The sequence below is a fragment of the Bradyrhizobium sp. SZCCHNRI2009 genome (genome assembly GCF_032485115.1).
Taxonomy (GTDB): domain Bacteria; phylum Pseudomonadota; class Alphaproteobacteria; order Rhizobiales; family Xanthobacteraceae; genus Bradyrhizobium.
Window position 1 is genome coordinate 675,597 of sequence record NZ_JAUEUH010000001.1, and the last position, 24,784, is coordinate 700,380.

Sequence of the window (24,784 nt, forward strand, 5' to 3'; positions counted from 1 at the left end):
TTGAATGCCTCTAACCGCGCCAATCGGGGGGAGATGCACATGGCTATGACGATGACGGGCGAAGTCCAGCTGGCCGCTCCGCGAGAGCAGGTCTGGGACAAGCTGAATGATCCGGAGGTGCTCAAGGCCTGCATTCCCGGCTGCGAGGAGCTGGAGAGGACCGAGGATGGCGGCCTCCGCGCCGTTGCCAAGATGAAGGTCGGACCGGTCTCTGCGCGCTTCAAAGGCAAGGTGACCTTGAGCGATCTCGATCCGCCGAACGGCTACAAGATCTCCGGCGAAGGCGAGGGCGGTGTCGCCGGATTCGCCAAGGGTGGCGCGGTCGTCGCGCTGGCGGACAAGGACGGCGGCACGCTGCTGACCTACAATGTCGAAGCGCAGATCGGCGGCAAGCTGGCGCAGCTCGGCCAGCGGCTGATCAACGGCACCGCAAAGAAGCTCGCCGACGAATTCTTCGCCAACTTCGCCAAAGCCGTTCAAGGCTGACCGCAACCGACCCATGCGCGGCCGGGGGCGAGGTTGCCCGCCGCCGGGAGCGCCCATATGATGGTTTTCGACTGATTTTGCTGGGCTGCGCTGCAGTGCAACGCTGTCGCGCGGATAATAGAGAGTCCTGAATGGCCAAGATTTCCATGATTGTGAACGGTAATCCCGTCACGGCGAACGTCGACCCGCGGACGCTGCTGGTGCAGTTCCTGCGCGAGAATCTGCGCCTCACCGGCACCCATGTCGGCTGCGACACGTCGCAATGCGGCGCCTGCGTCGTCCATCTCGATGGCAAGGCAGTGAAGTCCTGCACGACCTTGGCCGTGATGGCCGATGGTCATGAGGTCAGGACGATCGAGGGACTCGCTGCCGACGGCGCGCCGCTGCATCCGATGCAGGAGGCGTTTCGCGAGCATCATGGCCTGCAATGCGGTTTCTGCACGCCGGGCATGATCATGACCGCGGTCGACCTCGTCCACCGCAAGGGACATGAGCTCAGCGACGAGACCATTCGCGAGGAGCTCGAGGGCAATCTCTGCCGCTGCACGGGCTATCAGAACATCGTGCAATCGATCGCCGCCGGCGCCAAGGCGATGGCCAAATCGGACCTCGCCTAAACGTCTGACCTTGCCTTAGTCGGCCCGCTGCGCACAGGACATTCCCCCATGTACGAATTCAAATATCATCGGCCGGCGACCGTGCGCCAGGCCGCCAATCTCCTCACCAAGAACGAAGACGCCAAGCTGGTCGCCGGCGGCCACACGCTGGTGCCGGTCATGAAGCAGCGGCTCGCGAGCCCGCCGCATCTGGTCGATCTCTCCCATGTCGAGGGGCTCGATACGATCGAGGTGAAGGGCCGAAACCTCGTCATCGGCGCGATGGCGCGTCACGCCGACGTCGCCAACTCCGCAACCGTCGGCGAGGCGATTCCGGCGCTGGCCCATCTGGCGAGCCTGATCGGCGATCCCGCGGTGCGCCATCGCGGCACCATCGGCGGCTCGATCGCCAACAACGATCCGACCGCGGACTATCCGGCCGCATGCCTCGCGCTCGGCGCCACCATCGTCACCAACAAGCGCAAGCTGAAGGCCGAGGAGTTCTTCCTCGGTCTGTTCACGACCGCGCTGGAGCCGGACGAGATCATCACCAAGGTGAGCTTCCCGCTGGCCAAGAAGGCGGCCTACGTCAAGTTCCGCAACCAGGCCTCGCGCTACGCGCTGGTCGGCGTGTTCGTCGCCCGCCGTCCGTCCGACGTGCGCGTTGCGGTGACCGGGGCCGGCGGCAATGGCGTGTTCCGCGTCACCGCCTTCGAGGAGGCGCTGCAGAAGCGCTTCTCGCCGAAGGTGCTGGAGGGCATTCCGGTCTCGGCCGAAGGCCTCAACAGCGACATCCACGGCAGCGCCGAATATCGTGCCCATCTGATCGGCGTGCTGGCGCGCCGTGCGGTCGATGCGGCCAATGCCGGCGCCAAGGCCTCAACCGCGTCGGAGGGAGCCGCCGAACCCGAGGCTCCGGCTTCGTGACGGACGCGTGAAGAAGGAAGCGGTCTCGCCCATGAGTGCTCCGGCCCTGCCAGCATCGGTCGACGCGATGCTCGAATTGTTGTCCTCGCGCGGCTATCTGGCCGAGCGATCGCTGGCGACGGTGACCTATCTGTCGCTGCGCATGGGCCGGCCGTTGTTCCTCGAAGGCGAGGCCGGCGTCGGCAAGACCGAGATCGCCAAGGTCCTGTCGGCGGCGCTCGGCCGCAAGCTGATCCGGCTGCAGTGCTACGAGGGTCTCGACGTCGCCTCCGCCGTCTACGAATGGAATTCAGCGGCGCAGATGATCGCGATCCGGCTGGCGGAAGCGGGCGGCGAGGTCGACCGCGATCAATTGACGTCGGACATCTTCGCCGACCGCTACCTGATCAAGCGCCCGCTGCTGCAGGCGCTGGAGCCGGATGTCGCCGGCGCGCCGGTTCTGCTCATTGACGAGCTCGACCGCGCGGACGAGGCGTTCGAGGCCTATCTGCTCGAGATCCTCTCCGATTTCCAGGTCACGATCCCGGAGTTCGGCACCGTCAAGGCGCCGCATCCGCCGATCGTCATCATCACCTCGAACCGGACCCGCGAGATCCATGACGCGCTGAAGCGGCGCTGCCTGTATCATTGGGTCGACTATCCCTCCGCCGAGCGCGAGCTCGCCATCGTCAAGACGCGGCTGCCGGGCATCTCGCAGCGGCTGTCGCAGCAGATCGTGCGCTTCGTTCAGGCGCTGCGTGACCAGGACTTCTACAAGTCGCCCGGCGTCGCCGAGACGCTCGACTGGGCCACGGCGCTGACCGAGCTCGACGCGCGCTCGCTAAACGCCGAGGTCGTCGGCGACACGCTGGGCGCGCTGTTGAAATATCAGGACGACATCGCCCGCATGCAGGGCGATGCGTTGCAGAAGGCGATCAAGGACGCGACCAACGAGACGTAGTTCACGCCGGTGCCCACAATAAAGGTCGTCATTCCGGGATGGGTGCGCAGCACGCAGGCCCGGAATCCATAACCACGATCGTGAGTATGGATTCCGGGCTCACCCTCCGGGCGCCCCGGAATGACGAGCTCAATTTGAGGCGTGTGCGAAGCGGACGAGGGATCAGAACGTGCCCACAAGCATCAATCACCTCGCGCCGCCGACCGGCGGCATCGCCGACAACATCGCGGGCTTTGCGCGGGCGCTGCGTGCCGCCGGCCTGCCGGTCGGTCCGGGTGCCGTGATCGACGCGATGACCGCGCTCGAGGTCATCGACATCGGCAAGCGTGCGGACGTCTTCACCACGCTCGAATCGATCTTCGTCAAGCGCCACGAGCATGCGCTGATCTTCTCTCAGGCCTTCGACCTGTTCTTCCGCCCGGCCGAGGAGTGGAAGTCGATGCTCGATTCGGTGCCGCTGCCGGATCACGCCAAGAAGAAGCCGCCGCCGGCCTCGCGCCGGGTCCAGGAGGCGATGTCGCAGCCGCAGACCCATGAGGAGCCGAAGGCGCAGGAGCAGGACCTGCGGCTCGCGGTGTCCGACCGCGAGGTGCTGCAGAAGAAGGACTTTGCGCAGATGAGCGCGGCGGAGATCGCCGAGGTTGCGCGCGCCATCGCCAAGATGCGGCTCCCGCAGGCCGAGCTGAAGACCCGCCGCCACACCGCCGATCCGCGCGGCCGTCGCATCGACATGCGCAAGACGCTGCGTCAGGCGCTGCGCACCGAGGGCGAGATCATCAACTTTCATCGCTTGGGGCGGATCGAGAAGCCGGCGCCGATCGTGGCCTTGCTCGACATCTCCGGCTCGATGAGCGAGTACACCCGCCTGTTCCTGCATTTCCTCCACGCCATCACCGACGCGCGCAAGCGCGTCTCGGTGTTCCTGTTCGGCACGAGGCTGACCAACGTGACCCGGGCGCTGCGCCAGCGCGATCCCGACGAGGCGCTGGCGAGCTGCTCGGCCAATGTCGAGGACTGGGCCGGCGGGACCCGGATCGCCACCTCGCTGCAGACCTTCAACAAGCAGTGGGCGCGCCGCGTGCTCGGGCAGGGCGCGATCGTGCTGTTGATCTCCGACGGGCTGGAGCGCGAGGCCGACAGCAAGCTTGCCTTCGAGATGGACCGGCTGCACCGCTCCTGCCGGCGGCTGATCTGGCTCAATCCGCTGCTGCGCTATTCCGGCTTCGAGGCGAAGGCGCAGGGCATCAAAACCATGCTGCCCCACGTTGACGAATTCCGCCCGGTACATAACTTGACTTCGATCGAGACGCTGATCTCGGCGCTGTCGTCGCCGCTGCCGCCCCACCAGCGCAGCGCGATCCGGCCCGCCGCCTGAGAGGGAGATGACCATGCTCAACCGCGACGAAGACATCCTCAGGGCCGCCGAGGACTGGCACAAATCCGGTCACGGCGTGGCGCTCGCCACCGTGGTCGAGACCTGGGGCTCGGCGCCGCGCCCGGTCGGCTCCAACCTCGTGATCAACGATGAGGGCACCTTCCTGGGCTCGGTGTCCGGCGGCTGTGTCGAGGGCGCCGTCGTCACCGAGGCGCTGGACGTCATCTCCAGCGGCCAGCCCAAGATGCTGGAGTTCGGCGTCGCCGACGAGACGGCCTGGAATGTCGGGCTGTCCTGCGGCGGCACCATCCGCGTGTTCGTCGAGAAGGTGGGTTGATCCATGCAGCCTGCAACGCTGGCCGAACTGAACGCCGAGCGTGCCGCGCGTCGCCCGGCGATTCTCGTCACCGACGTCGGCTCCGGGGCGCAGCGCCTGGTCAGGGCCGCCGCCATCGCCAACGATCCGCTGCGCAACGAGCTGTCGACCCATCTGCGCATGGGCAAGAGCGGCATGGTCGAGGTGGACGGCAAGCGGCTGTTCCTGAACGTCTACGCGCCGACGGCCAAGCTCGTGATCGTCGGCGCCGTCCATATCAGCCAGGCGTTGGCGCCGATCGCCAAGTCGCTGGGCTATGACGTCACCGTCGTCGATCCGCGCACGGCTTTCGCCAGCCCCGAGCGCTTCCCTGACGTGCCGCTGATCGCCGAATGGCCCGACGTGGCGCTGCCCCCGCTCAACGTCGATCACTACACCGCCTTTGTCGCGCTGACGCATGATCCGAAGATCGACGATCCGGCGCTGCTGCACGCCTTCTCGCGCGACTGCTTCTATATCGGCGCGCTCGGCTCGCGGAAGACGCACGCCAAGCGCGGTGATCGGCTGCGCGCGCAGGGCGCCAGCGATGCCGACATTGCCCGCATCCATGCGCCGATCGGGCTCGCCATCGGCGCGGTGTCGCCGTCGGAGATCGCGGTCTCGATCATGGCCGAGATCACCGCCACGTTGCGGCTGCCGGCCAAGGAGAAAGAGCAGGCGGCATGAAGTTCGGTCCTGCCAGTCCAGCCGAGGCGATCGGCGGGGTGACGGTGCACACCCTGCGCAAAGGATCATTGGTGCTGAAGAAGGGCACGCTGATCGGTCCCGCGGAGGTCGAGGCGCTGGTCCGGGAAGGCGTCAAGGAGATCGTCGTCGTCCGGCTCGAGGCCGGCGACGTCTCCGAGGACGAGGCGGCCGCCGACGTCGCCAAGGTCGTCGCCGGCGCGGGCATTCACGACGATCGCGCCTTCACCGGGCGCGCCAATCTGTTCGCGGCGCGGGCCGGCGTGCTGATGATCGACCGCGCCGCGGTCGAGCGCATCAACGGCGTCGACGAGGCCATCACCTTTGCGACCCTGCCGGCGTTCAAGCCGGTGGTCGAAGGCGAGATGGTCGGCACCGTCAAGCTGATCCCGTTCGGCGTCGAAGGCCGCCTGCGGGATGCCGCCGTCGCGGCGGCGGGCAGGGGCGCGCTCAGCATCGCCTCCTATGTGATCAAGCGCGTCGGCGTGGTCTCGACGCTTCTTCCGGGGCTCGCACCCAAGGTCATCGACAAGACGCTGCGCGTCACCGCAGAGCGGCTCGCACCGGCCGGCGCCACCATCATCGCCGAGCGCCGCGTGCCGCATGAGCAGGCCGCGCTGGCTGCTGCGATCAGGGAGCTGCTGGCGCTGGGCGCCGAGCTCGTCATCGTGTTCGGCGCGTCCGCCATCGCCGACCGCCGCGACGTCATTCCAGCCGCAATCACCGGCATTGGCGGTGCCATCGAGCATTTCGGCATGCCGGTCGATCCCGGCAATCTGCTCTTGATCGGCAATGCCGGCGGTGTGCCGGTGCTCGGCGCGCCCGGCTGCGCCCGCTCACCGGCGGAGAACGGCTTCGATTGGGTGCTGATGCGGCTGCTCGCCGGCATCAAGGTCAGCCGCGCCGAGCTCACGGCCATGGGTGTGGGTGGCCTCCTCATGGAGATCGTGACGCGGCCGCAGCCGCGCGCCACGCCGGAGGCCGAGGGCGAACGCAAGGTTGCCGCCGTCGTGCTCGCCGCCGGACGCTCGACCCGCATGGGTGGACCGAACAAGCTGCTGGCCGAGCTCGACGGCAAGAAGCTGGTTCGCATCGTGACCGAGCAGGCGCTGGCCTCCAAGGCCGGTGAGGTCATCGTCGTCACCGGTCATCAGGCCGAGCTGGTCGAACAGGCGCTGTCCGACCTCAACGTCCGCTTCGTCCGCAACCCGGATTTCGCCGGCGGCCTCGCCAGCTCGGTGAAATCGGGCATCGCCGCGGTGCCTGAGGGCGTCGATGGCGCGGTGGTGTGCCTGGGTGACATGCCGATGGTGTCCTCGGATCTGCTCGACCGTCTGATCGGCGCGTTCGCGCCCGATCGCGGCAATTTGATCGTGGTGCCTGTGTCCGAGGGACGCCGCGGCAACCCCGTGCTGTGGTCGCGCCGCTTCTTCGCCGAGCTGATGACGCTGGACGGCGATGTCGGCGCGCGGCACCTGATCGCCAAGCACACCGAGGCTGTCGCCGAGGTGCCGGTCGACGGTGACAGTGCATTTCTCGACATCGACACGCCGCAGGCGCTGGAAGCCGCGCGGCGCGGTTGAAGCCCGTAGCCCGCATGAGCGTAAGCGACATGCGGGACGTCGTGCGTGAGAGCACGCATGTCGACTACGCTCGTGCGGGCTACCACTTCCCTCCGACTCAACCTCTCATTCACCAAGTTTCAACGACCCCCGGCTAGATTTGCCGACATTGGGCCTCGGGGGAGGAGAGAGTGATCATTTCGACCGCCGCGCGACGTTTCGCGCTGTTTGCATTTGGATTGACCGTGATCGTTGGTGCCGCGCGCATCGCAGACACCAGCGCTATCAGCCCGGCGCATGCGGCCGGCGCGTTCGCCATTGGCCAGTGCGCCGCCTATGGCCAGGCGTTCGACTATCCGGCGGAGCATCTCGCCAAGGCCGCGGCGCTCAAGCAGTGCAAGGGGGACTGCACCGCGGTGACGATGAAGAAGGCCTGCGCGGCGTTCGCGGTCGATCTCACCAATCCCTGCGGCGCCCACGGCTATGCTGTTCGGCCGACGATCTCGACCTCGCTCAACGAAGCGACCCGGGAATGCTACAAATATGGCGGCAAGGAATGCGTCATCCGCGCCTGGGTATGCGACGCCAAGGGTTGATTCAAGTCTGATGATCTCAGCGGCTCCGCTGCCGGGGTTCCACGTCCGCTTTCATTTCGATGCTTCACCCTGAGAACGGCTCGGCTATTCTCGGGGTTCGATGACATCGAACCCTGGAAGTGGCATGCAATTCGACACCAAGATCGCGCTGATCATCCGCAACGATCTCGAGGCCTGGCAGAAGCTCAACGTCGCGGCGTTTCTTTCCAGCGGCATCGCCGCGGCATTTCCCGAATGCATCGGCGCACCTTATGAGGACGGCTCGGCAACCCTGTATCACGCGTTGATCGGACAGCCGATCCTGATCTACGGCGCGCCGGATCGTGCCGCGCTGGCGCGTGCTCTGGATCGGGCGCTGTCGCGCAGCGTGAAGCCGGCGCTCTACACCGAGGACATGTTCAAGACCACGCATGACGAGGCCAACCGTGATGTCGTGAAGGCGGTGGCGCGCACCGATCTCAATCTGGTGGGATTGGCGTTTCGTGCGGAGCGCAAGGTGGTCGACAAGGTCGTCGACGGACTCAAATTTCACGCCTGACAGCCATGGGCACATTGCACTGTCATCAAACTGCTATTTCATGCAGCGGCGCGGCTTGATGCCGATCAAGCCCGGAATACGCCGACGTCGTTAGTTTGCGCCGCGACATGAGGAGCAGACAGATGCAGACCATGAAAGCCGCCGTCGTCAAAGCCTTCGGCAAGCCGCTCGACATCGAGGACGTTCCGAATCCTGTGCCGGGACCCGGCGAGCTTCTGGTCAGGGTGAAGGCGTGCGGCGTCTGCCACACCGACCTTCACGCCGCCTCCGGCGATTGGCCGGTGAAGCCGGTGCCGCCATTCATCCCAGGACACGAGGCGGCCGGGATCGTCGCGGCGCTCGGGCCCGGGGTCACCGACTTCAAGGTCGGCGACGCCGTGGGCGTGGCGTGGCTGCACGATGCCTGCCTGCGCTGCGAGTATTGCGAGACCGGCTGGGAGACCTTGTGCGAGCACCAGCACAACACCGGCTACAGCGTGAATGGCGGCTTTGCCGAATACGTGATCGCATCCGCGGCGTTCGCTGCGCGTCTGCCGGCCAATGTGGATTTCGCCAGGATCGCCCCGATCCTCTGCGCCGGCGTCACCACCTACAAGGGTTTGAAGGAGACCGACGCGCGGCCGGGCGAGTGGGTGGTGGTCTCCGGCGTCGGCGGCCTCGGTCATGTTGCAATCCAGTATGCGAAGGCGATGGGGCTGAAGGCGATCGGTCTCGACATCGCCGAGGACAAGCTGAAACTCGCGCTGCAGGCCGGCGCCGAACATGCCGTCAACGCGCTCGACAAGGATGCCGTGGCGCAGGTGATCGCAATCACCGGCGGCGGCGCGCATGGCGTGCTGGTCACCGCGGTGTCGACGCCGGCTTTTGCCCAGGCGCTGCACATGGTCCGCCGCAAGGGGACGGTCAGCCTCGTCGGCTTGCCGCCGGGCGAATTCCCGACACCGATCTTCGATGTCGTGCTGAAGCGCATCACCGTGCGCGGCTCGATCGTCGGCACCAGGCGTGATCTCGACGAAGCCATCGCGTTCGCCGCGGACGGCAAGGTGACGGCCGAGGTGACCACGGCGCCATTGTCGGAGATCAACACCGTCTTCGACCGCATGAAGGCCGGCAAGATCGACGGTCGCGTGGTGCTCGACTTCGGCTGATCGGCAAGACCGATCGACGCGCCGCCGTGCCGAACATTGGGGCGGCGGTTTGATCTGGATCAGGAATGGGGACGCGCGGCGCTGGCACAAATTGCTCATGGCAGCCGTCACCAAGATCGTCTTCCTCGGCGCGAGCAGCGCGTCCTTTGGACTCAGCGTGTTCCGGGACCTGTTCTCGACGCATGATCTCGCGGGTTCTACGCTCGTGCTGGTCGGCCGCGACCCGATCCGGCTTGCCCGGTCGGAAGCACTGGCCCGGCTGCTCAACGACCTCTCCGGCGCCGGCCTTAAGATCGAAGCGACCACGGATTGGCGCGCGGCGTTCGACGGCGCCGGCTTCGTGATCCATGCCACCGCGATCGACCGCAACCGCCTGTGGAAGCTCGATTTCGAGGTGCCGCGCAAATACGGCATCCGTCACACGCTGGGCGAGAATGGCGGGCCGGGCGCATTGTTCTTCACGCTCCGCACCTTGCCGGTCGTATTCGACTTCGTGCGCGAGATGGAGCGGCGCTGTCCGAACGCGCTGTTCATCAACTTCTCCAATCCTGAGAGCCGCATCATCCTCGCGCTGGGGCTTCACAGCCGCCTCGCGCATATCGGCCTGTGCCACGGCATCTTCATCGCGCGCAGCCAGGTGGCTTCCATTCTGGAACTGGCCGAGGAGCGCGTGGACGTGTGGGGCGCCGGGCTCAACCATTTCCAATGTCTCATGCAGATCCGGGATCGCGACACCGGGGCCGATCTCTATCCACTGCTCCGCGAAAAGGCTGGGAGCCACGACCCCAAGGTCGCGCCGCTGACGCGGGCGCTGTTGCGCGACTTCGGCTTCTGGCTGGGCTGCGGCGACAGCCATGTCGGCGAGTATCTCGCCTATGGCTGGGAAGCGGGCGAGAGCGGGTACGACTTCGCCTGGGACGAGGCGGAACGGGCCAAGCTGATCCGGCAGATCGACGAGGTCCTGGCAGGCAAATCCGGCATGCCGGACTGGTGGCGAATGCCGTCCGGAGAGCGCGCGGTCACCGTGATCGGCTCGGTGCTGCACGATCGGAAGCAGGTCATCGAGTCCGGCGTCGTTCTGAACCGTCACGTCATTCCCAACCTGGCTGCCGAGGCCGCGGTCGAAGTGCCCGTTGTCGCCGATCGCGTCGGTATCCATCCGGTGTCGCTGGGCCCGCTTCCAGATGCAGTCGCCAAGCTGATGTCGGTCCAGGTTCAGGTTCAGCAACTGGCGGTGCAGGCGGCCATGACCGCCTCCAAGGCTCTCGCGCTGCAGGCGCTGCTCATCGATCCCGTCGTCAACTCGGCGGCCGCCGCGCGCCAGATCGTGGACGAACTCTGGGAGGTCAATCGGCCTTACATCAGGTCCTGCGCGTGATCGCGCCGACTTCGTCTGACGAGGGGGCCGCGCGCGGTCGGGTAGGGCTCCTGACCCGCGCCGACGGATCTGCGAGGCCTCTTTACAATGACTGACTAGTCAGTCATAATCGTTCTATGTCGAAGCCGTCGAAATTGTCCGAGCGCAGAGTTCAGGCCGTCAAGCCAGCGGGAGCTGGCGGGTCGCGCCGGGCGGATCGCTCCGCAGAGCGCCGCGCGGCGATCGTGCAGGCGGCGATGGACGAGTTCATCGCCCGAGGCTTCGCGGCGACCCGGCTGGACGACGTCGCCAAGCGGGCCGGGGTCGCCAAGGGGACGATCTATCTGCACTTCAAGGACAAGGAATCGATGTTCGAGGAATTGATCCGGACCGCGATCGTGCCCTTCGTCGGCCGTCTTGCGGCGCCGCCGCCGGCCGGCGGCTCGGTGCGCGACATGGTCGAGGCGTTGGCGCGCATGTTCCTGCAGGAGGTCGCCGGCACCCGGCGGGCCGATCTCGTCCGGCTCATCATCGCGGAAGGGCCGCGCTTTCCGGCCATTGCCGATTTCTATTATCGCGAGGTCGTCTCCCGCGGTCTCGCGGCCATGCGCGCGCTGATCCAGTTGGCGATCACGCGCGGCGAGATCCGCGAGCCCAAGCTGGTGCAACACCCGCAATTGATGATCGCGCCAATGATGGTCGCGGTGCTGTGGAAGAGCCTGTTCGAGCGACACGCGCCGCTCGACGCCGAAGCGATGCTGCAGACCCATCTCGATCTGATCTTTGGCACGAGGAGGCCGACATGAGCCTGCTGCATTGCCTCGCCGTGCTGGTCACGGCCTTCACGTTCAACGCCTGCAAGGAGACGCGCGATCCCGGCTATCAAGGCTGGGTCGAGGCCGACATGATCTTCGTCAGCCCGGACGAAGCGGGTCGGATCACGAAGCTGAACGTGCATGAGGGCGACGTGGTCAAGGTCGGCGATCCGCTCTATTCGGTCGACGACGATCTGCAGCAGGCCGATCTCAACCAGACCAAGGCGACGCTGGCCAACGCGCAGCAGACCTATGACCGCGCCGCGGCCCTGAGCAAGACGGGCGCGGGGACACAGGCGACGCTCGACTCCGCCGTTTCGGCGCTGCGCGTCGCCGAGGCCCATCTCGTGACCTCGCAGACGCGGCTGGCACGGCGCAAGGGCGTGGCGCCGGTCGCGGGCACCATCCAGCAGATCTACTTCCGCGAGGGCGAGATGGTCGCGGCGCAACGGCCGGTGCTGTCGATCATGCCGCCGGGCAACATGAAGCTGCGCTTCTACGTGCCCGAGCCTGATCTGCCGAAGCTCGCGATCGGTGACGAGGTCCGCGTCACCTGCGACAACTGTGCTGATGATCTGACGGCCAGAATCTATTTCCTCGCGACCTCGGCGGAATACACGCCGCCGGTGATCTACAGCCTCGATGAGCGCAACAAGCTCGTCTATCTGATCCAGGCGCGGCCGTCGCGGCCGGATGCGCTGCGCGTCGGCCAGCCGGTCAGCATCTATCCGCATTCCAGGACGCCTGATCCGAAGACCCCGGTGGCGGACAAGCAATGAACGGAACGGGTCCCGCCGAGATCGCGATCGACGTCCAGGGATTGACCAAGTCCTTCGACGGCCGCGAGGTCGTGCATGATCTGTCGATGCAGGTGAAGCGCGGCTCGATCTACGGCTTTCTCGGCCCGAACGGCTCGGGCAAGACCACGACCATCCGGATGCTGTGCGGCCTGCTGACACCCGACGGCGGCGAGGGCACCTGCCTCGGTTTCGACATCCGTCGCGACGCCGACAAGATCAAGCGCCGGGTGGGCTACATGACGCAGCGCTTCAGCCTCTATCAGGACCTCTCGGTGCGGGAGAACCTCGAATTCGTGGCGCGCCTCTATGGCATGTCCGATCCGCGCCGGGCCGCGCGCGACATGGTGCAGCGGCTCGGGCTTGCCGGCCGCGAGCGGCAGCTCGCCGGCGAGTTGTCGGGCGGCTGGAAGCAGCGGCTGGCGCTCGGGGCCTGCACCCTGCCGAATCCGCAACTGCTGCTGCTCGACGAGCCCACCGCCGGCGTCGATCCCAAGGCGCGGCGCGACTTCTGGAACGAGATCCATGCGCTCGCCGGCGAAGGGCTGACCGTGCTGGTCTCGACCCACTACATGGACGAGGCCGAGCGCTGTCACGAGATCGCCTATATCGCCTATGGTCATCTGCTGGTGCACGGCGCCGTCTCGGAGGTGATCGCGCAATCGGCGCTCACCACGTATACGGTGAGCGGCGACGATCTGCGCGAGCTCGCGGCGGACCTCACCGGCAAGCCGGGGGTCGACATGGTGGCGCCGTTCGGCACCAGCCTGCACGTGTCCGGCCGCGACCGCGACGCGCTGGACGCTGCGATCGCGCCCTGGCGCGACAAGGCTGATCTGCACTGGCAGCCCGCCGCGCCCTCGCTCGAGGACGTCTTCATCGACCTGATGAACCGTTCACGGGACAATTTCCAATGAGCGACGCAGCCGTCCATCACGCGTCTTCCGAGCCGCGCTTCGGCTTCTGGCGGCGCACCTACGCGATGCTGGTCAAGGAGTTCATCCAGCTCAAGCGCGACCGGGTCTCGTTTGCGATGATCGTGATGATCCCGGTGATGCAACTGATGCTGTTCGGCTACGCGATCAACACCACGCCGCATCATCTGCCGGCGGCGGTGCTGCTGCAGGAGGACAGCGATCTCGGCCGCTCGATCCTGAAGGCGATGGAGAACACCGCCTATTTCCGCTTCACCCGGGAGGTCAGCAGCGTCGCCGAGTTCGACGATCTCCTGCTGTCCGGCAAGGTCCTGTTCGGCGTCGAGATCCCGCGTGGCTTCGAGCGCGCGGTCCGCCGCGGCGACCGGCCGGCCCTGCTCGTCGCGGCCGACGCGACCGATCCGGTCGCGGCGTCATCGGCGCTGTCCTCGCTCGGCATGATCGTGCAGACCGCGCTCGCGCACGATCTCTACACCGGCAATCCCGTCACGACGCCGTTCGAGATCAGGGCCCACGCGCGCTACAACCCGGCGGCGTCGTCGCGGCTCAACATCGTGCCGGGCCTCGTCGGCACCATCCTGACCATGACCATGCTGATCTTCACCGCGCTCTCGGTGACGCGCGAGATCGAGCGCGGCACGATGGAGAGCCTGCTGTCGATGCCGATCAAGCCGGTCGAGGTCATGCTCGGCAAGATCATCCCCTATGTGATGGTCGGCTTCCTGCAGGCGACGATCATCATCGGCATCGGCGTCCTGCTGTTCGGCGTTCCGATCATGGGCAACCTGCTGCTTTTGGCGCTGCTGTCGACGCTGTTCATCGCGACCAACCTCTCGATCGGCTACACCTTCTCGACCCTGGCGCAGAACCAGCTGCAGGCAATGCAGCTTTCGATGATGTTCTTCCTGCCGAGCATCCTGTTGTCCGGATTCATGTTTCCCTTTCTCGGCATGCCGCAATGGGCGCAAGTGCTCGGTGAATGCCTGCCGCTGACGCACTATCTGCGGATCGTCCGCGCCATCATGCTGAAGGGCTCGACGCTCCAGAACCTGCAGCATGATACGATCGCCCTGTTTGGCCTCATGCTGTTCGCCATGACGGTCGCCGTCCTGCGCTTCCGCCGCACCCTCGATTGAGGCACAATGGCGGCCGGGAGCAGGAACGGCTGAGGCAAGATGCAGATCGTGGGAGGAGCAGGACAGGCGAACGAAGCGCCGGCGGGAGCGCCGGCCGAGTTCGACCAGGCGCTGATGCGTCAGACGTTGAACACCGAGCTGCTGCGGGTGAGGGCGCTGATCGCCACTGCGGCTCTGTTTCTCGTGATATCGGTGCTGGTCGAAATCTTCGAGCCGAAGATCTCGGAGTGGATCTGGCCGACCCGAACCGGGGTCCTCTACGTCTACGCGATCATCGTCGCATTCATCAGCTTCCAGACTCTCATCCTGTTCAGGATCAAGGCGGACATCCGCCACGGCCGGGACGTACCGGTGATCTGGCGCTATGTCAGCGCCCTGGTCGAGACCTCGCTGCCAACGTTCGTCCTCATCCTGCAGATCGAGGGCATCGGCCACGACAAGGCGCTGGGCTTCGGCGCGCCGCTGGTCTATTTCATCTTCATCGTTCTCTCGACGCTTCGTCTCGATTTCTGGCTGTCGAGCTTCACCGGTCTGGTTGCTGCGGTGGAGCTGCTGGTGGTGGCGCTGTTCGACCGGCCTTCGATCGATCTCAGCCAGAATCCGGAGATCTATTATCACGGTGAGCGCAGCTTCATCATCCTGTTGTGCGGGATGCTCGCCGGTGCCGTCAGCGTGCAGCTGCGACGCCAGTTCGCGGCGAGCATCGAGGCCGCGTCGGCGCGCGACCGCGTCACGGATTTGTTTGGCCAGCACGTCTCGCCCCAGGTCGTCGAGCGCCTGATGAAGGAGGGGACCGCGGAGGCGCGCGACATCCACGAGGTCGCGGTGATGTTCGTCGACTTCCGCGGCTTCACCGCGGCGGCGCGGTCGAAGACGCCGCAGCAGGTTGTCGATCGTCTCGACGGAGCGTTCGCGGTGCTGGTGGAGATCCTCGAGCGTCATGGCGGCATCGTCAACAAATTCCTCGGCGATGGCTTCCTGGCGCTGTTCGGCGCGCCGTTCGAGTCGCGCGATGCCGCCGTGCAGGCGGTCGTTGCTGCGCGCGAGATGGTGGCTGCGATGGAGCGCGTCAACGCATCGTCGTCCTGGCAGCTCAGGATCGGGATCGGCATACATCTGGGCGAGGTGGTCGCCGGCAGCATCGGCTCACCGCGGCGCAAAGAGTATACCGTCATCGGTGACACCGTGAACTTCGCCTCGCGGCTCGAGGCGCTGAACAAGGAGTTCGATTCGCAACTCCTGATCTCGAGCGAGGTGCGGCAGGCGGCCGGCGACGGGGCGCGCGACGCCGTCTTCCACGGCGCGGTGTCGGTGCGCGGCTACGACCGGCCGTTCGAGATCTGGCAATTGCACTGACGCAGGCGATACGGCGCGATGTCGGAGATTTACATTGGCTGGCCTCCGCGTTTAACTGCCCCAAACGAGAAGCATCATCAGGGGGAATGCATGATCCGAACCGGGGCGTCGTTTTTGGCCGCAGCAGGGATCTTGTGCGTAACCGGGATGGAGGCGGTGCGGGCTGAGGATGTTGCCTGCAGCAAGGTGACGGCCGAGGCGTTGAAGGTCCCCGGGCTGACCTTGACGGGATCGAAGCTGCAGGAGGCCGCCGACGGGCTGCCGCGGCATTGCATTCTCTCCGGCAAGGTCAACGAGCGCACCGGCGTCGATGGCCATGCCTATGCGATCCAGTTCGAGATCAGGCTGCCGGAGACCTGGAACGGCCGCTTCCTGCATCAGGTCAATGGCGGCAATGACGGCGTGGTGGTGCCGGCGCTCGGCGACAAGGCCGACGGTCTCGTCAGCGGCGGTGTGACGCCGCTCGCCCGCGGCTTTGCCGTGCTGTCGTCGGACAGCGGCCACTCCGGCAGCGATCCCGCCAACAAGCCGCGCGGGCTTGCGTCCGGCTCAGCCTTCGGGCTCGATCCGCAGGCGCGCCGCGACTACGGCTATTCGGCCGACATCACGCTGGCGCCGATCGCCAAGGCGATCGTCTCGGCGCATTACGGCAGGAAGCCGGACTACTCCTACATCGCCGGCTGTTCCAATGGCGGCCGCCACACCATGGTGGCTGCCGAGCGCATGCCCGAGCAGTATGACGGCTTCCTGGTCGGCAATCCCGGCTTCAACCTGCCGCGCGCTGCCGTGCAGCACGCCTGGGACGTGCAGGCGCTGACCAAGGCCGATGTCGACATCCGCAAGTCGATCACGCGGGAGGATGCCAAGCTGATCGCTTCCAAGATCACGGAGGTCTGCGACGAGCTCGACGGCGCCAAGGACGGCCTCACGGCCAACCTGAAAGCCTGCCAGAAGGCGTTCAATTTCGACAGCCTGCGCTGCGCCGCTGGGGCAACCGAAGCCTGTCTGCCGGCCGCCAAGGTCGATGCCTTGAAGAAAGTCTTCGCGGGCCCCCACAATTCCAAAGGCGAGCCGCTGTATTCCGACTGGCCGGTGGATGGTGGCGTCGGCACCGGCAACTGGCGCGCCTGGAAGGTCGAAAGCCCGGTGGCGCCGTGGAACAACCTTCCGATCATTGCCACCATGGGCGGCGCCTCGCTCAACTACATCTTCTCGACGCCGCCGGTCGAGATCGAAGGCTCGCCCGACAAGCTCGTCGAGAAGCTGCAGACCTACGACTTCGACAAGGACGCGCCGAAGATCTACGCCAAGGAAGGCCCATTCACGGAGTCGGCGATGGACTTCATGGCACCGCCCGCGGTCGATAACCCAACCTTGCCGGCGTTCCAGAACGGTGCCCGCAAGATGCTGATCTACCACGGCCAGGCTGATCCGGTGTTCTCAATCAACGACACGATCCGCTGGTATGAGAAGCTCAACGCCAACGTCCAGGGCAAGGCCGACGGTTTCGCGCGGCTGTTTGCGCTGCCCGGCGAGACCCATTGCGGCGGCGGCGTCACGCTGGAGAAGTTCGATGCGCTGGGCGCGCTGATGGACTGGGTCGAGAAGGGCAAGGCGCCGGAGGCGATCACGGCCTCGGTCAATGCGGCCAACAAGGAGCTCCCATCGACATGGAGCCCGCAGCGGACGCGGCCGCTGTGCCCGTGGCCGAAATTCGCCAAATATGTCGGCGGCGACGTCGAGCAGGCGTCATCCTTCACCTGCGCGGCGGAGTGAAACGTCAGACCTGCGGCGCGATCAGATTCTCGACTCGGACATGGTCGCGCTCCTCGATGATCTCGGCGATCCATTGCCGGTGGCAATGGACGTGGTCGCGCTCGTAGCAGAGCAGGCAGACGGGACCGGCGCTCTTCACCAGCGAGGCCAGCTCGTCCATCTGCTCCTTCGCCTGCGGCGTCTTCAGATGGGCGCTGTAGATCTTGTGCAGCGTGTCGTAATGACCGCTGCGGGCGGCCTCGCGGCCCTCCTTCGGCGTGCCGAGCCCGCGCAGGTGCACATAGCCGATGCCTCGCTCGTCGAGCCCGGCCGCAAGCTGGCTCTTGGAGAAGCCCGGTCGGCGCGAGGCCGCCACCGCGCGCACATCGACCAGCAGCTTGACGCCGGCGGCCTGCAACTCATCGAGCACGGCCTTGGCCGGCGTGTGCTCATAACCGATGGTGAACAGGGTCTTGCTCTTGGCCATCATGCAACTCCTGCGTCAACTCACGCGCTCGATGAGCTCCATCGCGCCAGCCGGCGCGCGCACCTTGCCCTCGTGGATGACATAGGCGAACACGTCGCGCGGCATCTTCTTCGCCGGCTTGTCGTCAACCCGTGGCAGGTCGTCCGGTTCGCCGCCGCCGGCCCACAGCTGCAATCGCTTCGCCCAGGCGTCGAGCTGCTTCGGCGGATAGCAGGTCGCAAGCTCGTCATTGCCCTTCTGCAGCCGGGCGTAGACGAAGTCACCCACGACATCGGCGATCGCCGGATATTTGCCGTGCTCGGCGAACACGACCGGCGTTGCAAACTCGCGCAGCAGCGCGACGAAGCCGGGGACGCAGAAACTGTCATGGCGGACCTCGACGACGTGACGCAGCTTGCGGCCGTCGAGCTCGCGCGGCAACAGCTCGAGGAACTTGCCGAAATCGGCCTCGTCGAACTTCTTGGTCGGCGCGAACTGCCACAGCACCGGCCCGAGCCGGTCGCCGAGCTCGAGCACGCCGGTGTCGTAAAAGCGCTTCACCGAATCACCGGCCTCGGCGAGCACGCGGCGGTTGGTCGCGAAGCGCGGCCCCTTCAGCGAGAAGATGAAGCCGTCCGGCACCTCGCGCGCCCATTTGCGGAAGCTCTCCGGCTTCTGCGAGCCATAATAGGTGCCGTTGATCTCGATCGAGGTCAGCTTCGAGGCGGCGTATTCGAGCTCCTTCGATTGCGGCAGCTTGTCCGGATAGAACACGCCGCGCCAGGGCGCGAAGGTCCAGCCGCCGATGCCGATGTAGATGTGGCTCTTGGATTGCGAGGCGCGTGCAGGGGCTTTGCTCACGGATCGATTCCGATGCTGATTGCCGAGGGTGTTGCGGTAGGGGAGACGATAGTCAACCGGGCCGGTTCTGACCAGTTCGGCGCGGTCGCGCCGTCGCTCTTCCCGTGCTCCGGAGCCTCGTGTATCCAGGGCCGGGGCCGGGAAGGGGAGATATGACAATGAGAGCGGAATCGGTCGGCGGCCTGCTGGGGGCAATCGTCGCCGCTGTCGTGCTTGCGGCAGCCTTCTACTATGTTCCCGTCGGGCCGATGGCCCGTCAGATGCAGCCGGCCAAGGTCGAGGTGCCGCCCACGCCGGTGCAGACGGTTCCGGTGGCTCCGGCCGTACGCGGACCGGTGGTCCGGGAGGTTCCGAACTAGGCCGGCCAGGGACCCCTTGCAATCCTGCCGAGGTACCCCATTTTGGTCGGGACGGTGACGTCGAGCTGTAACGGCTCCGGCACCGAGACGACCACGGCAGAGCGGTTGCGCCGGATGTACGCGCGCCCTTTGTTTGTGGTCGTTGGCATTTTGGGCCGCCCGTTCGGCAGCGGTGCACGCCGGCACCACAGTCCGGGCTTTTTGCGCCTTCCTTCAGCCGTTGCGCTTGGCAGTGTGGAACGCGGCAGATATACGCATCCGCACCATGAACGATGTCCTCCGACCGGCCATGCCCGCGCCGCCGCAAACCGCTGATATTCCGATCGTTTCGGTGGTCGTTCCGACCTTCAACGAGCGCGACAATGTCACCACGCTGTACCGGCGGCTGGAGGCGGCGTTCAAGGATGTGCCGTGGGAGGTGGTGTTCGTCGACGACAACTCCCCGGACGGCACCTGGCAGGTGGTGCGCGAATTGTCGCGCAGCGACAAACGCGTCCGCTGCGTCCGCCGGGTCGGCCGGCGCGGCCTGTCCGGCGCCTGCATCGAGGGCATCCTGGCCGCCAGCGCGCCCTTTGCCGCCGTGATCGACGCCGATCTGCAGCATGACGAGACCCAGCTGCCGAAGATGCTGTCGCTGCTGCAGAGCGGCGCGGCCGAGCTCGTCGTCGGCAGCCGCTACATCGAGGGCGGCAGCGCCGCAAGCTTCGACAGCAAGCGGGCCGGGGCCAGCGCCTTCGCCACCGAGATCGCGCGCCGCGCGCTCAAGGTCGAGGTCAACGATCCCATGAGCGGCTTCTTCATGATCCGCCGCGATCGCTTCGAGGCGATCGCGCCGAAGCTCTCCACGCAGGGCTTCAAGATCCTGCTCGACATCATCGCCAGCGCCGAGGGTGGTCTGAAGACGGTCGAGGTGCCCTATACGTTCGGTTCGCGCCTGCACGGCGAGAGCAAGCTCGACTCGATGGTCGCGCTCGACTTCCTCGGCCTCGTGCTGGCCAAGATGACCAACGACGTGGTGTCGCTGCGCTTCCTGTTGTTCGCGATGGTCGGCGGCACCGGCCTGGTGGTCCATCTCGCCACGCTGTTCCTCGGTCTCAATTTGTTCGACCTTCCGTTCGCGGAGTCGCAGGCGCTCGGCGCCTTCGTCGCGATGACCTCGAACTTCATCCTCAACAACTTCCTTACCTATCGCGACCAGCGGCTGAAGGGCTTTGCCATCCTGCGTGGCCTGCTCGTCTTCTATCTGGTCTGCTCGGTCGGCCTGCTGGCCAATGTCGGCGTCGCCTTCTCGGTCTATGACCAGGAGCCGATCTGGTGGCTGGCGGGCGCCGCCGGCGCGCTGATGGGCGTGGTGTGGAATTACGCGATCTCCGGATTGTTCGTCTGGCGCAAGCGATGACCCCTGCGGCAGGTGCCGAGGACGCCCGGCTGGTCCGCAATGTCTGGCTGACCATCGCGGGCCTCGTCGTTGTCCGGCTGATCGCGGCCGCGGTCACGCCGATCACCTTCGACGAAGCCTATTACTGGATGTGGTCGAAGCGTCTCGCGGGCGGCTATTACGACCACCCGCCGATGGTTGCGGTCGTGATCCGGCTGGGCACCTTGATCGCCGGCGACAGCGAGCTCGGCGTGCGCCTCGTCTCGATCCTGCTCGGCCTGCCGATGAGCTATGCGGTGTATCGCACGGCCGAGATCCTGTTCGGCGGCGTGCGCGTGGCGGCGACGGCGGCGCTGCTGCTCAACGTCACCCTGATGGCGGCGGTCGGCACCTTGATCGTGACCCCCGACGCGCCGCTCTTGGTCGCCTCCAGCTTCGTGCTGTTCTTCTGCGCCAAGGTGCTGGAGACGGGGAGAGGCGCGTGGTGGCTCGCGGTCGGCGCAGCCGTCGGTGCGGCGCTGCTGTCGAAATACACCGCGATGTTCTTCGGCGCGGCGATCCTGATCTGGCTCGTCGCCGTGCCGAAACTGCGCCATTGGCTGGCCTCGCCCTGGCCCTATCTCGGCGGCCTCGTGGCATTCGCGCTGTTCGCGCCGGTGATCCTGTGGAATGCCGATCACCAATGGGTGTCGTTCATCAAGCAGCTCGGCCGTGCCAGGGTCGAGGCGGTCAGGCCTGTCTACATCGCCGAGATCATCCCGACGCAGTTTGCCTTCGCGACGCCGCTGGTCTTCATCCTCGGCCTGATGGGCCTCTACGGCCTGGCCCGGCGCAGGGCAGGGGATGCGGCGGCGCGCGTCCTGATCGAGGCGATGGTCTGGGTCATCGTCGCCTATTTCGTTTGGCATTCGCTGCATGCCCGGGTCGAGGCCAACTGGTTCGCGCCGGTCTATCCGGCGTTCGTGGTGGCTGCCGCGGCGGCGGCCCATCTCGTCGCCTGGTCGGCGCGCGAGCAGCGCACCGCGACGTTCTGTCTGCGCTGGGCCGTGCCCGCCGGCGTCGTGACGTTCGTCGCGCTGATCGTGCAGGCCGACACGGGCCTGCTGTCCGGCTACCGGCGCGATGCCACGGTGCGCAGCGTCGGCGTCGGCTGGCGGCCGCTGGCTGCCGAGATCGAGGCGGCGCGGGTGCGCGCCGGCGCCTCCTGCGTGCTGGCGATGGACTATGGCACCACCGCCTGGCTGTCGTTCTATCTGCCGCCGGGGACCTGCGTGCTGCAGCCGATCCAGCGCATCCGCTGGGTCAATTTCCCGGAGCCGGATCCGGCCAAGCTCGCGGGCACGCAGCTTTTCGTCGACGAGGCCCAGATCGCGACGCGGGTCTACGTCAGCAACACGTTCGGCCGCATCGAGAAGGTCGGCGAGGCCGCGCGCAAGCGCGGGTCCTTGACCATCGAGACCTACGCCTTCTACGCGCTCAGCGAGCCGAAGGGCGATCTCCTCGACCGCACGCCGCCGCCGGAGCTGCAGCGCTGACACGCGCCTCAGGCCTGCTGCGGAATGATGTCCGCCAGCGCCTTGTCCCCGCCGTGGATCGCGACCATGTTGATGTCGGCGTCGATGGTCTTGTAGCCGCGGCGATCGAACCATTGCCGCAACTGGTCGGCATCGGTCTTGATCTTCTCGACCAGCATGATCGGCGTGCAGCGTTCGATCGTCGCCGCCGCACCTTCGAGCGCCTCGAGCTCCATGCCCTCGACGTCGAGCTTGATCAGGTCGCAACGCGGCAGGTTGAAATCGTCCAGCGGAAGCTTGCGCACCTCGACCGTGTCGTTCTCATAGTCGATGGCCTGGCCAATGAACTCGGTGTTGGGACGCTGGCGCAGCTCGAGGCTGCCGAAGCTCGACGGGGTCAGATAGTTCGGGCTCGGGATGTTGAGCACGCCGCGCTCGGAGGATACCGCGGCATGGATCGCAATCGCGTTGAAGCAGTTGTTGATCGCGATATTGCCGGCGAGCGCGTAGTAGATCCGCTCCTGCGCCTCGATCGAGAGCACGGATCCCCAGCCGGTCATCGCCTTCGCCCATTCGATCGTGTGGACGCCGATATTGGCGCCGCAGTCGATCGCGACCGCGCCGTCCCCATGGTGCCTGCGGCGCACGCCGAGCAGGCGGACGGCCAGCTGCACCTCTCCCGGATCGAAGGCGCCGGTGTTGAGGATCTGGAAGCCGACGCCGTAGCCGCGGTTGGCGTCGATCATGCGATAGTCGAGCCGGTTGACGATCATCGTACCTTGATTGGTCGAGGCCAGCACGAAGGCCAGCTTCCGGCCGGGGATCTGCATGGAGAGGTCCTCTCGTGTCGTCTTGGCCGGGAGCGGACGCGGTACGATTCGCCGACGGCGTGTCGCAGAGAATCGTCCCGTACCATACTGTCGCCAGCGGCCACAGCGCCTGTAACTCCGGGTTGCTACGGATGCGCTTGTCGCGCACCCGGCCTGCCGGAGCAGGGGCTTTCGACTGGCGAGACCTGCGGCCTTTACCTCGTCAGCGCACGCATACGAGAGATCATCGATCGCTCGCCGCCGCCCCGGCCCAATCGTTAACGCGGCGTGCGCTGTTTTACGGATCGGCGCGACCGACGGATGCTGCCTCTCCCGATTTTTCCGGTACGGCAATATTGCCTCCGGCTGCAGTTTTGCCCTGTTTCTGCCCTGTTTGCCGGCAAAACAGGCCCTGATGGTTAACCCGCCTCTAATCCGCCAAAACTTAATCAGCATTTAACTAAAAGTCGCCTTAATGAAGCTCTGTGCTTCTGCGAGATGCAAAGCGGGTGTCCGTGGCGCATCGAGCGAGAGTTGTCGAGTATTCGTTCGGGCGTGAGTGAATGAGTAACAGTCGAGCTGCGTTGGCCGCACGAAATCGCAGGAAGTCCTCCCTGATCGCGTTCTCTCACAAATTGATCGGTGGCGCGGCAATCGCATGCCTGATCGGGGGCTGCGCCGTAACGGTCTATACCAAGATCATCGCGGCCGACGCTTATCCGACCCTGGGCAGCATCGAGCAGGATGAGCCCGTCGTGCGCCCGGCGCCGCGGCTTGCGACGCGCAGCGCCGCCGATGCTGTGGGTGAGGCCTTCTCGGCATTCCCGGAATCTCCGCCCGTCACCACGGCCGCCGCCATCACGCCGCAGATGTTCAACGACCGCTTCGGCGCGGCCGTGCCGCAGGGCGTCGCCTCCAACGCCGCGAACGGCGCGCCGCCGCTGCCCAAGCTCGCCGAAGCCGCGCCCAAGCAGATCGAGACCAGGCAGATCGAGACCAAGTCGGCCGAGGCCAAGCCGGCCGAGCCTGCGAAGGTCGCCGAGGCGTCGAAGAAGGATGCCCGGCCGCCGATGCAGCTGGCGCTCGCCAACACCAGGCCGGCCGCGCAGCCCGCGACGCCGGCGCAGGCTGCCGAGGCCAATGCGCCGAAGAGCAGCGGCTTCTCGCTGCGCGCGATGACCGAGCGTGCCAAGGCGGCGGTGCTGTCGATCGCGGGTGAGCGCCACTCGATCCAGGAAAAGCTCTGGGGCAAGCCGGAGAACCAGGATGGCGGGCTCCTGGCCTATGCCTCGGCTGATTCCAACATCACTGCCAGCATCGCCAAGGATCCGACCCGCGGCGGCCGGCCGCCGTACGATTTGAGCACGGCCGTGTACGACATCTCGGCCAAGGCGGTGTATCTGCCCGACGGCACCAAGCTCGAGGCGCATTCCGGCCTCGGCGACAACCTCGACAAGCCGAGCTCGGAGAAGATCAAGATGCGCGGCGTCACCCCGCCGCACATCTACGAGCTGAAGCCGCGCGAGGCGCTGTTCCATGGCGTGCCGGCGCTGCGGCTGAACCCGATCGGCGGCGAGGACGCCATCCACGGTCGCAACGGCCTGCTCGCGCACACCTTCATGCTCGGCCCGAACGGCGACTCCAACGGCTGCGTCTCGTTCCGCGACTACTATGCGTTCCTCGATGCCTACAAGAACAAGGGCATCCGCAAGCTCGCCGTGCTCGCCCGCATCGAGTGAGCCGGACAGGCGGCGTTGAGGTGGGATCTGCATGGTCGCCCTCACACTCAGCAGTAGTTCCGAACTGTAGGGCGTGCAAAGGTGCGCCGTGAATCCCGTCGCACGAGTGCTATATCGCCAACTACTACGCTGCGCGATACAGCGCCCTCTTCCCTTGTGGGAGAGGGCGCATTCACTTGCAGCGCTCGTCCGATCTCCCAATCTCCTAGAGCACGCACTTTTAGAGCCACAAGATCGAGAATCCGTTGGCTGCCGTGCAGTCACGAGCGCACGATTTCT

25 protein-coding genes are annotated in these 24,784 nt (G+C 66.2%); 22 read left to right on the forward strand and 3 right to left on the reverse strand.

Annotated features, from left to right (window positions below; all coding sequences use genetic code 11):
* Nucleotides 1-39: 39 nt before the first annotated feature.
* The 18 genes from QX041_RS03045 (at nucleotide 40) to QX041_RS03130 (ending at nucleotide 17,400) form a co-directional block, all read left to right on the forward strand.
* The gene (locus QX041_RS03045; protein WP_315714765.1) at nucleotides 40-486 is read left to right on the forward strand and encodes a carbon monoxide dehydrogenase subunit G; all 447 of its coding nucleotides are present in this window, start codon (nucleotides 40-42) and stop codon (nucleotides 484-486) included.
* A gap of 131 nt (nucleotides 487-617) precedes the next feature.
* Nucleotides 618-1,103 carry a (2Fe-2S)-binding protein gene (locus QX041_RS03050; protein WP_172180444.1) on the forward strand — a complete coding sequence of 162 codons (486 nt, stop codon included), beginning with the start codon at nucleotides 618-620 and terminating at the stop codon, nucleotides 1,101-1,103.
* Between the two features lie 48 nt (nucleotides 1,104-1,151).
* Nucleotides 1,152-2,009, forward strand: a complete 858-nt coding sequence (locus QX041_RS03055) for a xanthine dehydrogenase family protein subunit M (RefSeq protein WP_315714764.1) — start codon at nucleotides 1,152-1,154, stop codon at nucleotides 2,007-2,009.
* Nucleotides 2,010-2,040: 31 nt separating this feature from the next.
* Nucleotides 2,041-2,949, forward strand: a complete 909-nt coding sequence (locus tag QX041_RS03060; RefSeq protein ID WP_315714763.1) for a MoxR family ATPase — start codon at nucleotides 2,041-2,043, stop codon at nucleotides 2,947-2,949.
* Nucleotides 2,950-3,118: 169 nt separating this feature from the next.
* Nucleotides 3,119-4,324: a VWA domain-containing protein gene (locus QX041_RS03065; protein WP_315749367.1), complete on the forward strand. Its 1,206-nt coding sequence runs from the start codon at nucleotides 3,119-3,121 to the stop codon at nucleotides 4,322-4,324.
* Nucleotides 4,325-4,337: 13 nt separating this feature from the next.
* Nucleotides 4,338-4,661 (forward strand): XdhC family protein, encoded by a 324-nt coding sequence (locus QX041_RS03070; protein WP_315750017.1) that lies wholly within the window; start codon nucleotides 4,338-4,340, stop codon nucleotides 4,659-4,661.
* Nucleotides 4,662-4,664: 3 nt separating this feature from the next.
* Entirely contained in the window at nucleotides 4,665-5,366 is a 702-nt protein-coding gene (locus QX041_RS03075; protein ID WP_315714761.1) for an XdhC family protein, read from the forward strand.
* The gene (locus QX041_RS03080; RefSeq protein WP_316164453.1) at nucleotides 5,363-6,967 is read left to right on the forward strand and encodes a molybdopterin-binding/glycosyltransferase family 2 protein; all 1,605 of its coding nucleotides are present in this window, start codon (nucleotides 5,363-5,365) and stop codon (nucleotides 6,965-6,967) included. Before QX041_RS03075 ends, QX041_RS03080 begins: the two co-directional genes overlap by 4 nt.
* A gap of 170 nt (nucleotides 6,968-7,137) precedes the next feature.
* Nucleotides 7,138-7,542: a DUF4189 domain-containing protein gene (locus tag QX041_RS03085; protein WP_315749370.1), complete on the forward strand. Its 405-nt coding sequence runs from the start codon at nucleotides 7,138-7,140 to the stop codon at nucleotides 7,540-7,542.
* 124 nt (nucleotides 7,543-7,666) lie between these two features.
* Nucleotides 7,667-8,080, forward strand: a complete 414-nt coding sequence (locus QX041_RS03090) for a DUF2000 family protein (RefSeq protein WP_316164454.1) — start codon at nucleotides 7,667-7,669, stop codon at nucleotides 8,078-8,080.
* A 122-nt stretch (nucleotides 8,081-8,202) separates the two neighbouring features.
* Nucleotides 8,203-9,228: an alcohol dehydrogenase AdhP gene (gene adhP, locus QX041_RS03095; protein ID WP_316164455.1), complete on the forward strand. Its 1,026-nt coding sequence runs from the start codon at nucleotides 8,203-8,205 to the stop codon at nucleotides 9,226-9,228.
* 97 nt (nucleotides 9,229-9,325) lie between these two features.
* On the forward strand, nucleotides 9,326-10,606 hold the full coding sequence (locus QX041_RS03100) for an alpha-glucosidase/alpha-galactosidase (protein ID WP_316164456.1): 1,281 nt from the start codon (nucleotides 9,326-9,328) through the stop codon (nucleotides 10,604-10,606).
* 116 nt (nucleotides 10,607-10,722) lie between these two features.
* Nucleotides 10,723-11,391 carry a TetR/AcrR family transcriptional regulator gene (locus tag QX041_RS03105; protein WP_316164457.1) on the forward strand — a complete coding sequence of 223 codons (669 nt, stop codon included), beginning with the start codon at nucleotides 10,723-10,725 and terminating at the stop codon, nucleotides 11,389-11,391.
* Nucleotides 11,388-12,179 (forward strand): efflux RND transporter periplasmic adaptor subunit, encoded by a 792-nt coding sequence (locus tag QX041_RS03110; RefSeq protein WP_315714754.1) that lies wholly within the window; start codon nucleotides 11,388-11,390, stop codon nucleotides 12,177-12,179. The genes QX041_RS03105 and QX041_RS03110 overlap by 4 nt, the downstream gene beginning before the upstream one ends.
* Nucleotides 12,176-13,114, forward strand: a complete 939-nt coding sequence (locus QX041_RS03115; protein ID WP_315826265.1) for an ABC transporter ATP-binding protein — start codon at nucleotides 12,176-12,178, stop codon at nucleotides 13,112-13,114. Before QX041_RS03110 ends, QX041_RS03115 begins: the two co-directional genes overlap by 4 nt.
* Nucleotides 13,111-14,268 carry an ABC transporter permease gene (locus QX041_RS03120; RefSeq protein ID WP_315714752.1) on the forward strand — a complete coding sequence of 386 codons (1,158 nt, stop codon included), beginning with the start codon at nucleotides 13,111-13,113 and terminating at the stop codon, nucleotides 14,266-14,268. Before QX041_RS03115 ends, QX041_RS03120 begins: the two co-directional genes overlap by 4 nt.
* Nucleotides 14,269-14,307: 39 nt before the next feature.
* Nucleotides 14,308-15,624: an adenylate/guanylate cyclase domain-containing protein gene (locus QX041_RS03125; protein WP_315826264.1), complete on the forward strand. Its 1,317-nt coding sequence runs from the start codon at nucleotides 14,308-14,310 to the stop codon at nucleotides 15,622-15,624.
* A gap of 90 nt (nucleotides 15,625-15,714) precedes the next feature.
* Nucleotides 15,715-17,400 carry a tannase/feruloyl esterase family alpha/beta hydrolase gene (locus tag QX041_RS03130; RefSeq protein WP_316164458.1) on the forward strand — a complete coding sequence of 562 codons (1,686 nt, stop codon included), beginning with the start codon at nucleotides 15,715-15,717 and terminating at the stop codon, nucleotides 17,398-17,400.
* A 4-nt stretch (nucleotides 17,401-17,404) separates the two neighbouring features.
* Here the strand turns inward: QX041_RS03130 and QX041_RS03135 are convergent, their stop codons facing one another.
* Nucleotides 17,405-17,866, reverse strand: a complete 462-nt coding sequence (locus tag QX041_RS03135) for a DUF488 domain-containing protein (protein WP_316164459.1) — start codon at nucleotides 17,864-17,866, stop codon at nucleotides 17,405-17,407.
* 15 nt (nucleotides 17,867-17,881) lie between these two features.
* Nucleotides 17,882-18,706 carry a DUF72 domain-containing protein gene (locus QX041_RS03140; RefSeq protein ID WP_315714748.1) on the reverse strand — a complete coding sequence of 275 codons (825 nt, stop codon included), beginning with the start codon at nucleotides 18,704-18,706 and terminating at the stop codon, nucleotides 17,882-17,884.
* A gap of 158 nt (nucleotides 18,707-18,864) precedes the next feature.
* Between QX041_RS03140 and QX041_RS03145 the strand changes: the two genes are divergently transcribed.
* From QX041_RS03145 to QX041_RS03155, 3 genes are all read left to right on the forward strand, one after another.
* On the forward strand, nucleotides 18,865-19,065 hold the full coding sequence (locus QX041_RS03145; RefSeq protein WP_315714746.1) for a hypothetical protein: 201 nt from the start codon (nucleotides 18,865-18,867) through the stop codon (nucleotides 19,063-19,065).
* 265 nt (nucleotides 19,066-19,330) lie between these two features.
* Nucleotides 19,331-20,464 (forward strand): glycosyltransferase family 2 protein, encoded by a 1,134-nt coding sequence (locus tag QX041_RS03150; RefSeq protein ID WP_316164460.1) that lies wholly within the window; start codon nucleotides 19,331-19,333, stop codon nucleotides 20,462-20,464.
* Nucleotides 20,461-21,978 (forward strand): glycosyltransferase family 39 protein, encoded by a 1,518-nt coding sequence (locus QX041_RS03155; RefSeq protein ID WP_316164461.1) that lies wholly within the window; start codon nucleotides 20,461-20,463, stop codon nucleotides 21,976-21,978. Before QX041_RS03150 ends, QX041_RS03155 begins: the two co-directional genes overlap by 4 nt.
* Nucleotides 21,979-21,986: 8 nt before the next feature.
* On the opposite strand, the gene QX041_RS03160 is transcribed toward QX041_RS03155, so the two are convergent.
* Entirely contained in the window at nucleotides 21,987-22,787 is an 801-nt protein-coding gene (locus QX041_RS03160) for an FkbM family methyltransferase (RefSeq protein ID WP_315749389.1), read from the reverse strand.
* A gap of 542 nt (nucleotides 22,788-23,329) precedes the next feature.
* Here QX041_RS03160 and QX041_RS03165 point away from each other — a divergent pair.
* On the forward strand, nucleotides 23,330-24,505 hold the full coding sequence (locus QX041_RS03165) for a DUF2778 domain-containing protein (RefSeq protein WP_315749391.1): 1,176 nt from the start codon (nucleotides 23,330-23,332) through the stop codon (nucleotides 24,503-24,505).
* The last annotated feature ends 279 nt before the right edge of the window (nucleotides 24,506-24,784 follow it).

Coding starts and splice junctions, on each gene's coding strand:
- QX041_RS03120 (WP_315714752.1), top strand. CDS start 13,111: ATGAGCGACGCAGCCGTCCATCACGCGTCTTCCGAGCCGCGCTTCGGC.
- QX041_RS03090 (WP_316164454.1), top strand. CDS start 7,667: ATGCAATTCGACACCAAGATCGCGCTGATCATCCGCAACGATCTCGAG.
- QX041_RS03060 (WP_315714763.1), top strand. CDS start 2,041: ATGAGTGCTCCGGCCCTGCCAGCATCGGTCGACGCGATGCTCGAATTG.
- QX041_RS03075 (WP_315714761.1), top strand. CDS start 4,665: ATGCAGCCTGCAACGCTGGCCGAACTGAACGCCGAGCGTGCCGCGCGT.
- QX041_RS03150 (WP_316164460.1), top strand. CDS start 19,331: ATGAACGATGTCCTCCGACCGGCCATGCCCGCGCCGCCGCAAACCGCT.
- QX041_RS03115 (WP_315826265.1), top strand. CDS start 12,176: ATGAACGGAACGGGTCCCGCCGAGATCGCGATCGACGTCCAGGGATTG.
- QX041_RS03055 (WP_315714764.1), top strand. CDS start 1,152: ATGTACGAATTCAAATATCATCGGCCGGCGACCGTGCGCCAGGCCGCC.
- QX041_RS03100 (WP_316164456.1), top strand. CDS start 9,326: ATGGCAGCCGTCACCAAGATCGTCTTCCTCGGCGCGAGCAGCGCGTCC.
- QX041_RS03145 (WP_315714746.1), top strand. CDS start 18,865: ATGAGAGCGGAATCGGTCGGCGGCCTGCTGGGGGCAATCGTCGCCGCT.
- QX041_RS03045 (WP_315714765.1), top strand. CDS start 40: ATGGCTATGACGATGACGGGCGAAGTCCAGCTGGCCGCTCCGCGAGAG.
- QX041_RS03165 (WP_315749391.1), top strand. CDS start 23,330: ATGAGTAACAGTCGAGCTGCGTTGGCCGCACGAAATCGCAGGAAGTCC.
- QX041_RS03080 (WP_316164453.1), top strand. CDS start 5,363: ATGAAGTTCGGTCCTGCCAGTCCAGCCGAGGCGATCGGCGGGGTGACG.
- QX041_RS03130 (WP_316164458.1), top strand. CDS start 15,715: ATGATCCGAACCGGGGCGTCGTTTTTGGCCGCAGCAGGGATCTTGTGC.
- QX041_RS03070 (WP_315750017.1), top strand. CDS start 4,338: ATGCTCAACCGCGACGAAGACATCCTCAGGGCCGCCGAGGACTGGCAC.
- QX041_RS03135 (WP_316164459.1), bottom strand. CDS start 17,866: ATGGCCAAGAGCAAGACCCTGTTCACCATCGGTTATGAGCACACGCCG.
- QX041_RS03155 (WP_316164461.1), top strand. CDS start 20,461: ATGACCCCTGCGGCAGGTGCCGAGGACGCCCGGCTGGTCCGCAATGTC.
- QX041_RS03050 (WP_172180444.1), top strand. CDS start 618: ATGGCCAAGATTTCCATGATTGTGAACGGTAATCCCGTCACGGCGAAC.
- QX041_RS03125 (WP_315826264.1), top strand. CDS start 14,308: ATGCAGATCGTGGGAGGAGCAGGACAGGCGAACGAAGCGCCGGCGGGA.
- QX041_RS03110 (WP_315714754.1), top strand. CDS start 11,388: ATGAGCCTGCTGCATTGCCTCGCCGTGCTGGTCACGGCCTTCACGTTC.
- adhP (WP_316164455.1), top strand. CDS start 8,203: ATGCAGACCATGAAAGCCGCCGTCGTCAAAGCCTTCGGCAAGCCGCTC.
- QX041_RS03105 (WP_316164457.1), top strand. CDS start 10,723: ATGTCGAAGCCGTCGAAATTGTCCGAGCGCAGAGTTCAGGCCGTCAAG.
- QX041_RS03160 (WP_315749389.1), bottom strand. CDS start 22,787: ATGCAGATCCCCGGCCGGAAGCTGGCCTTCGTGCTGGCCTCGACCAAT.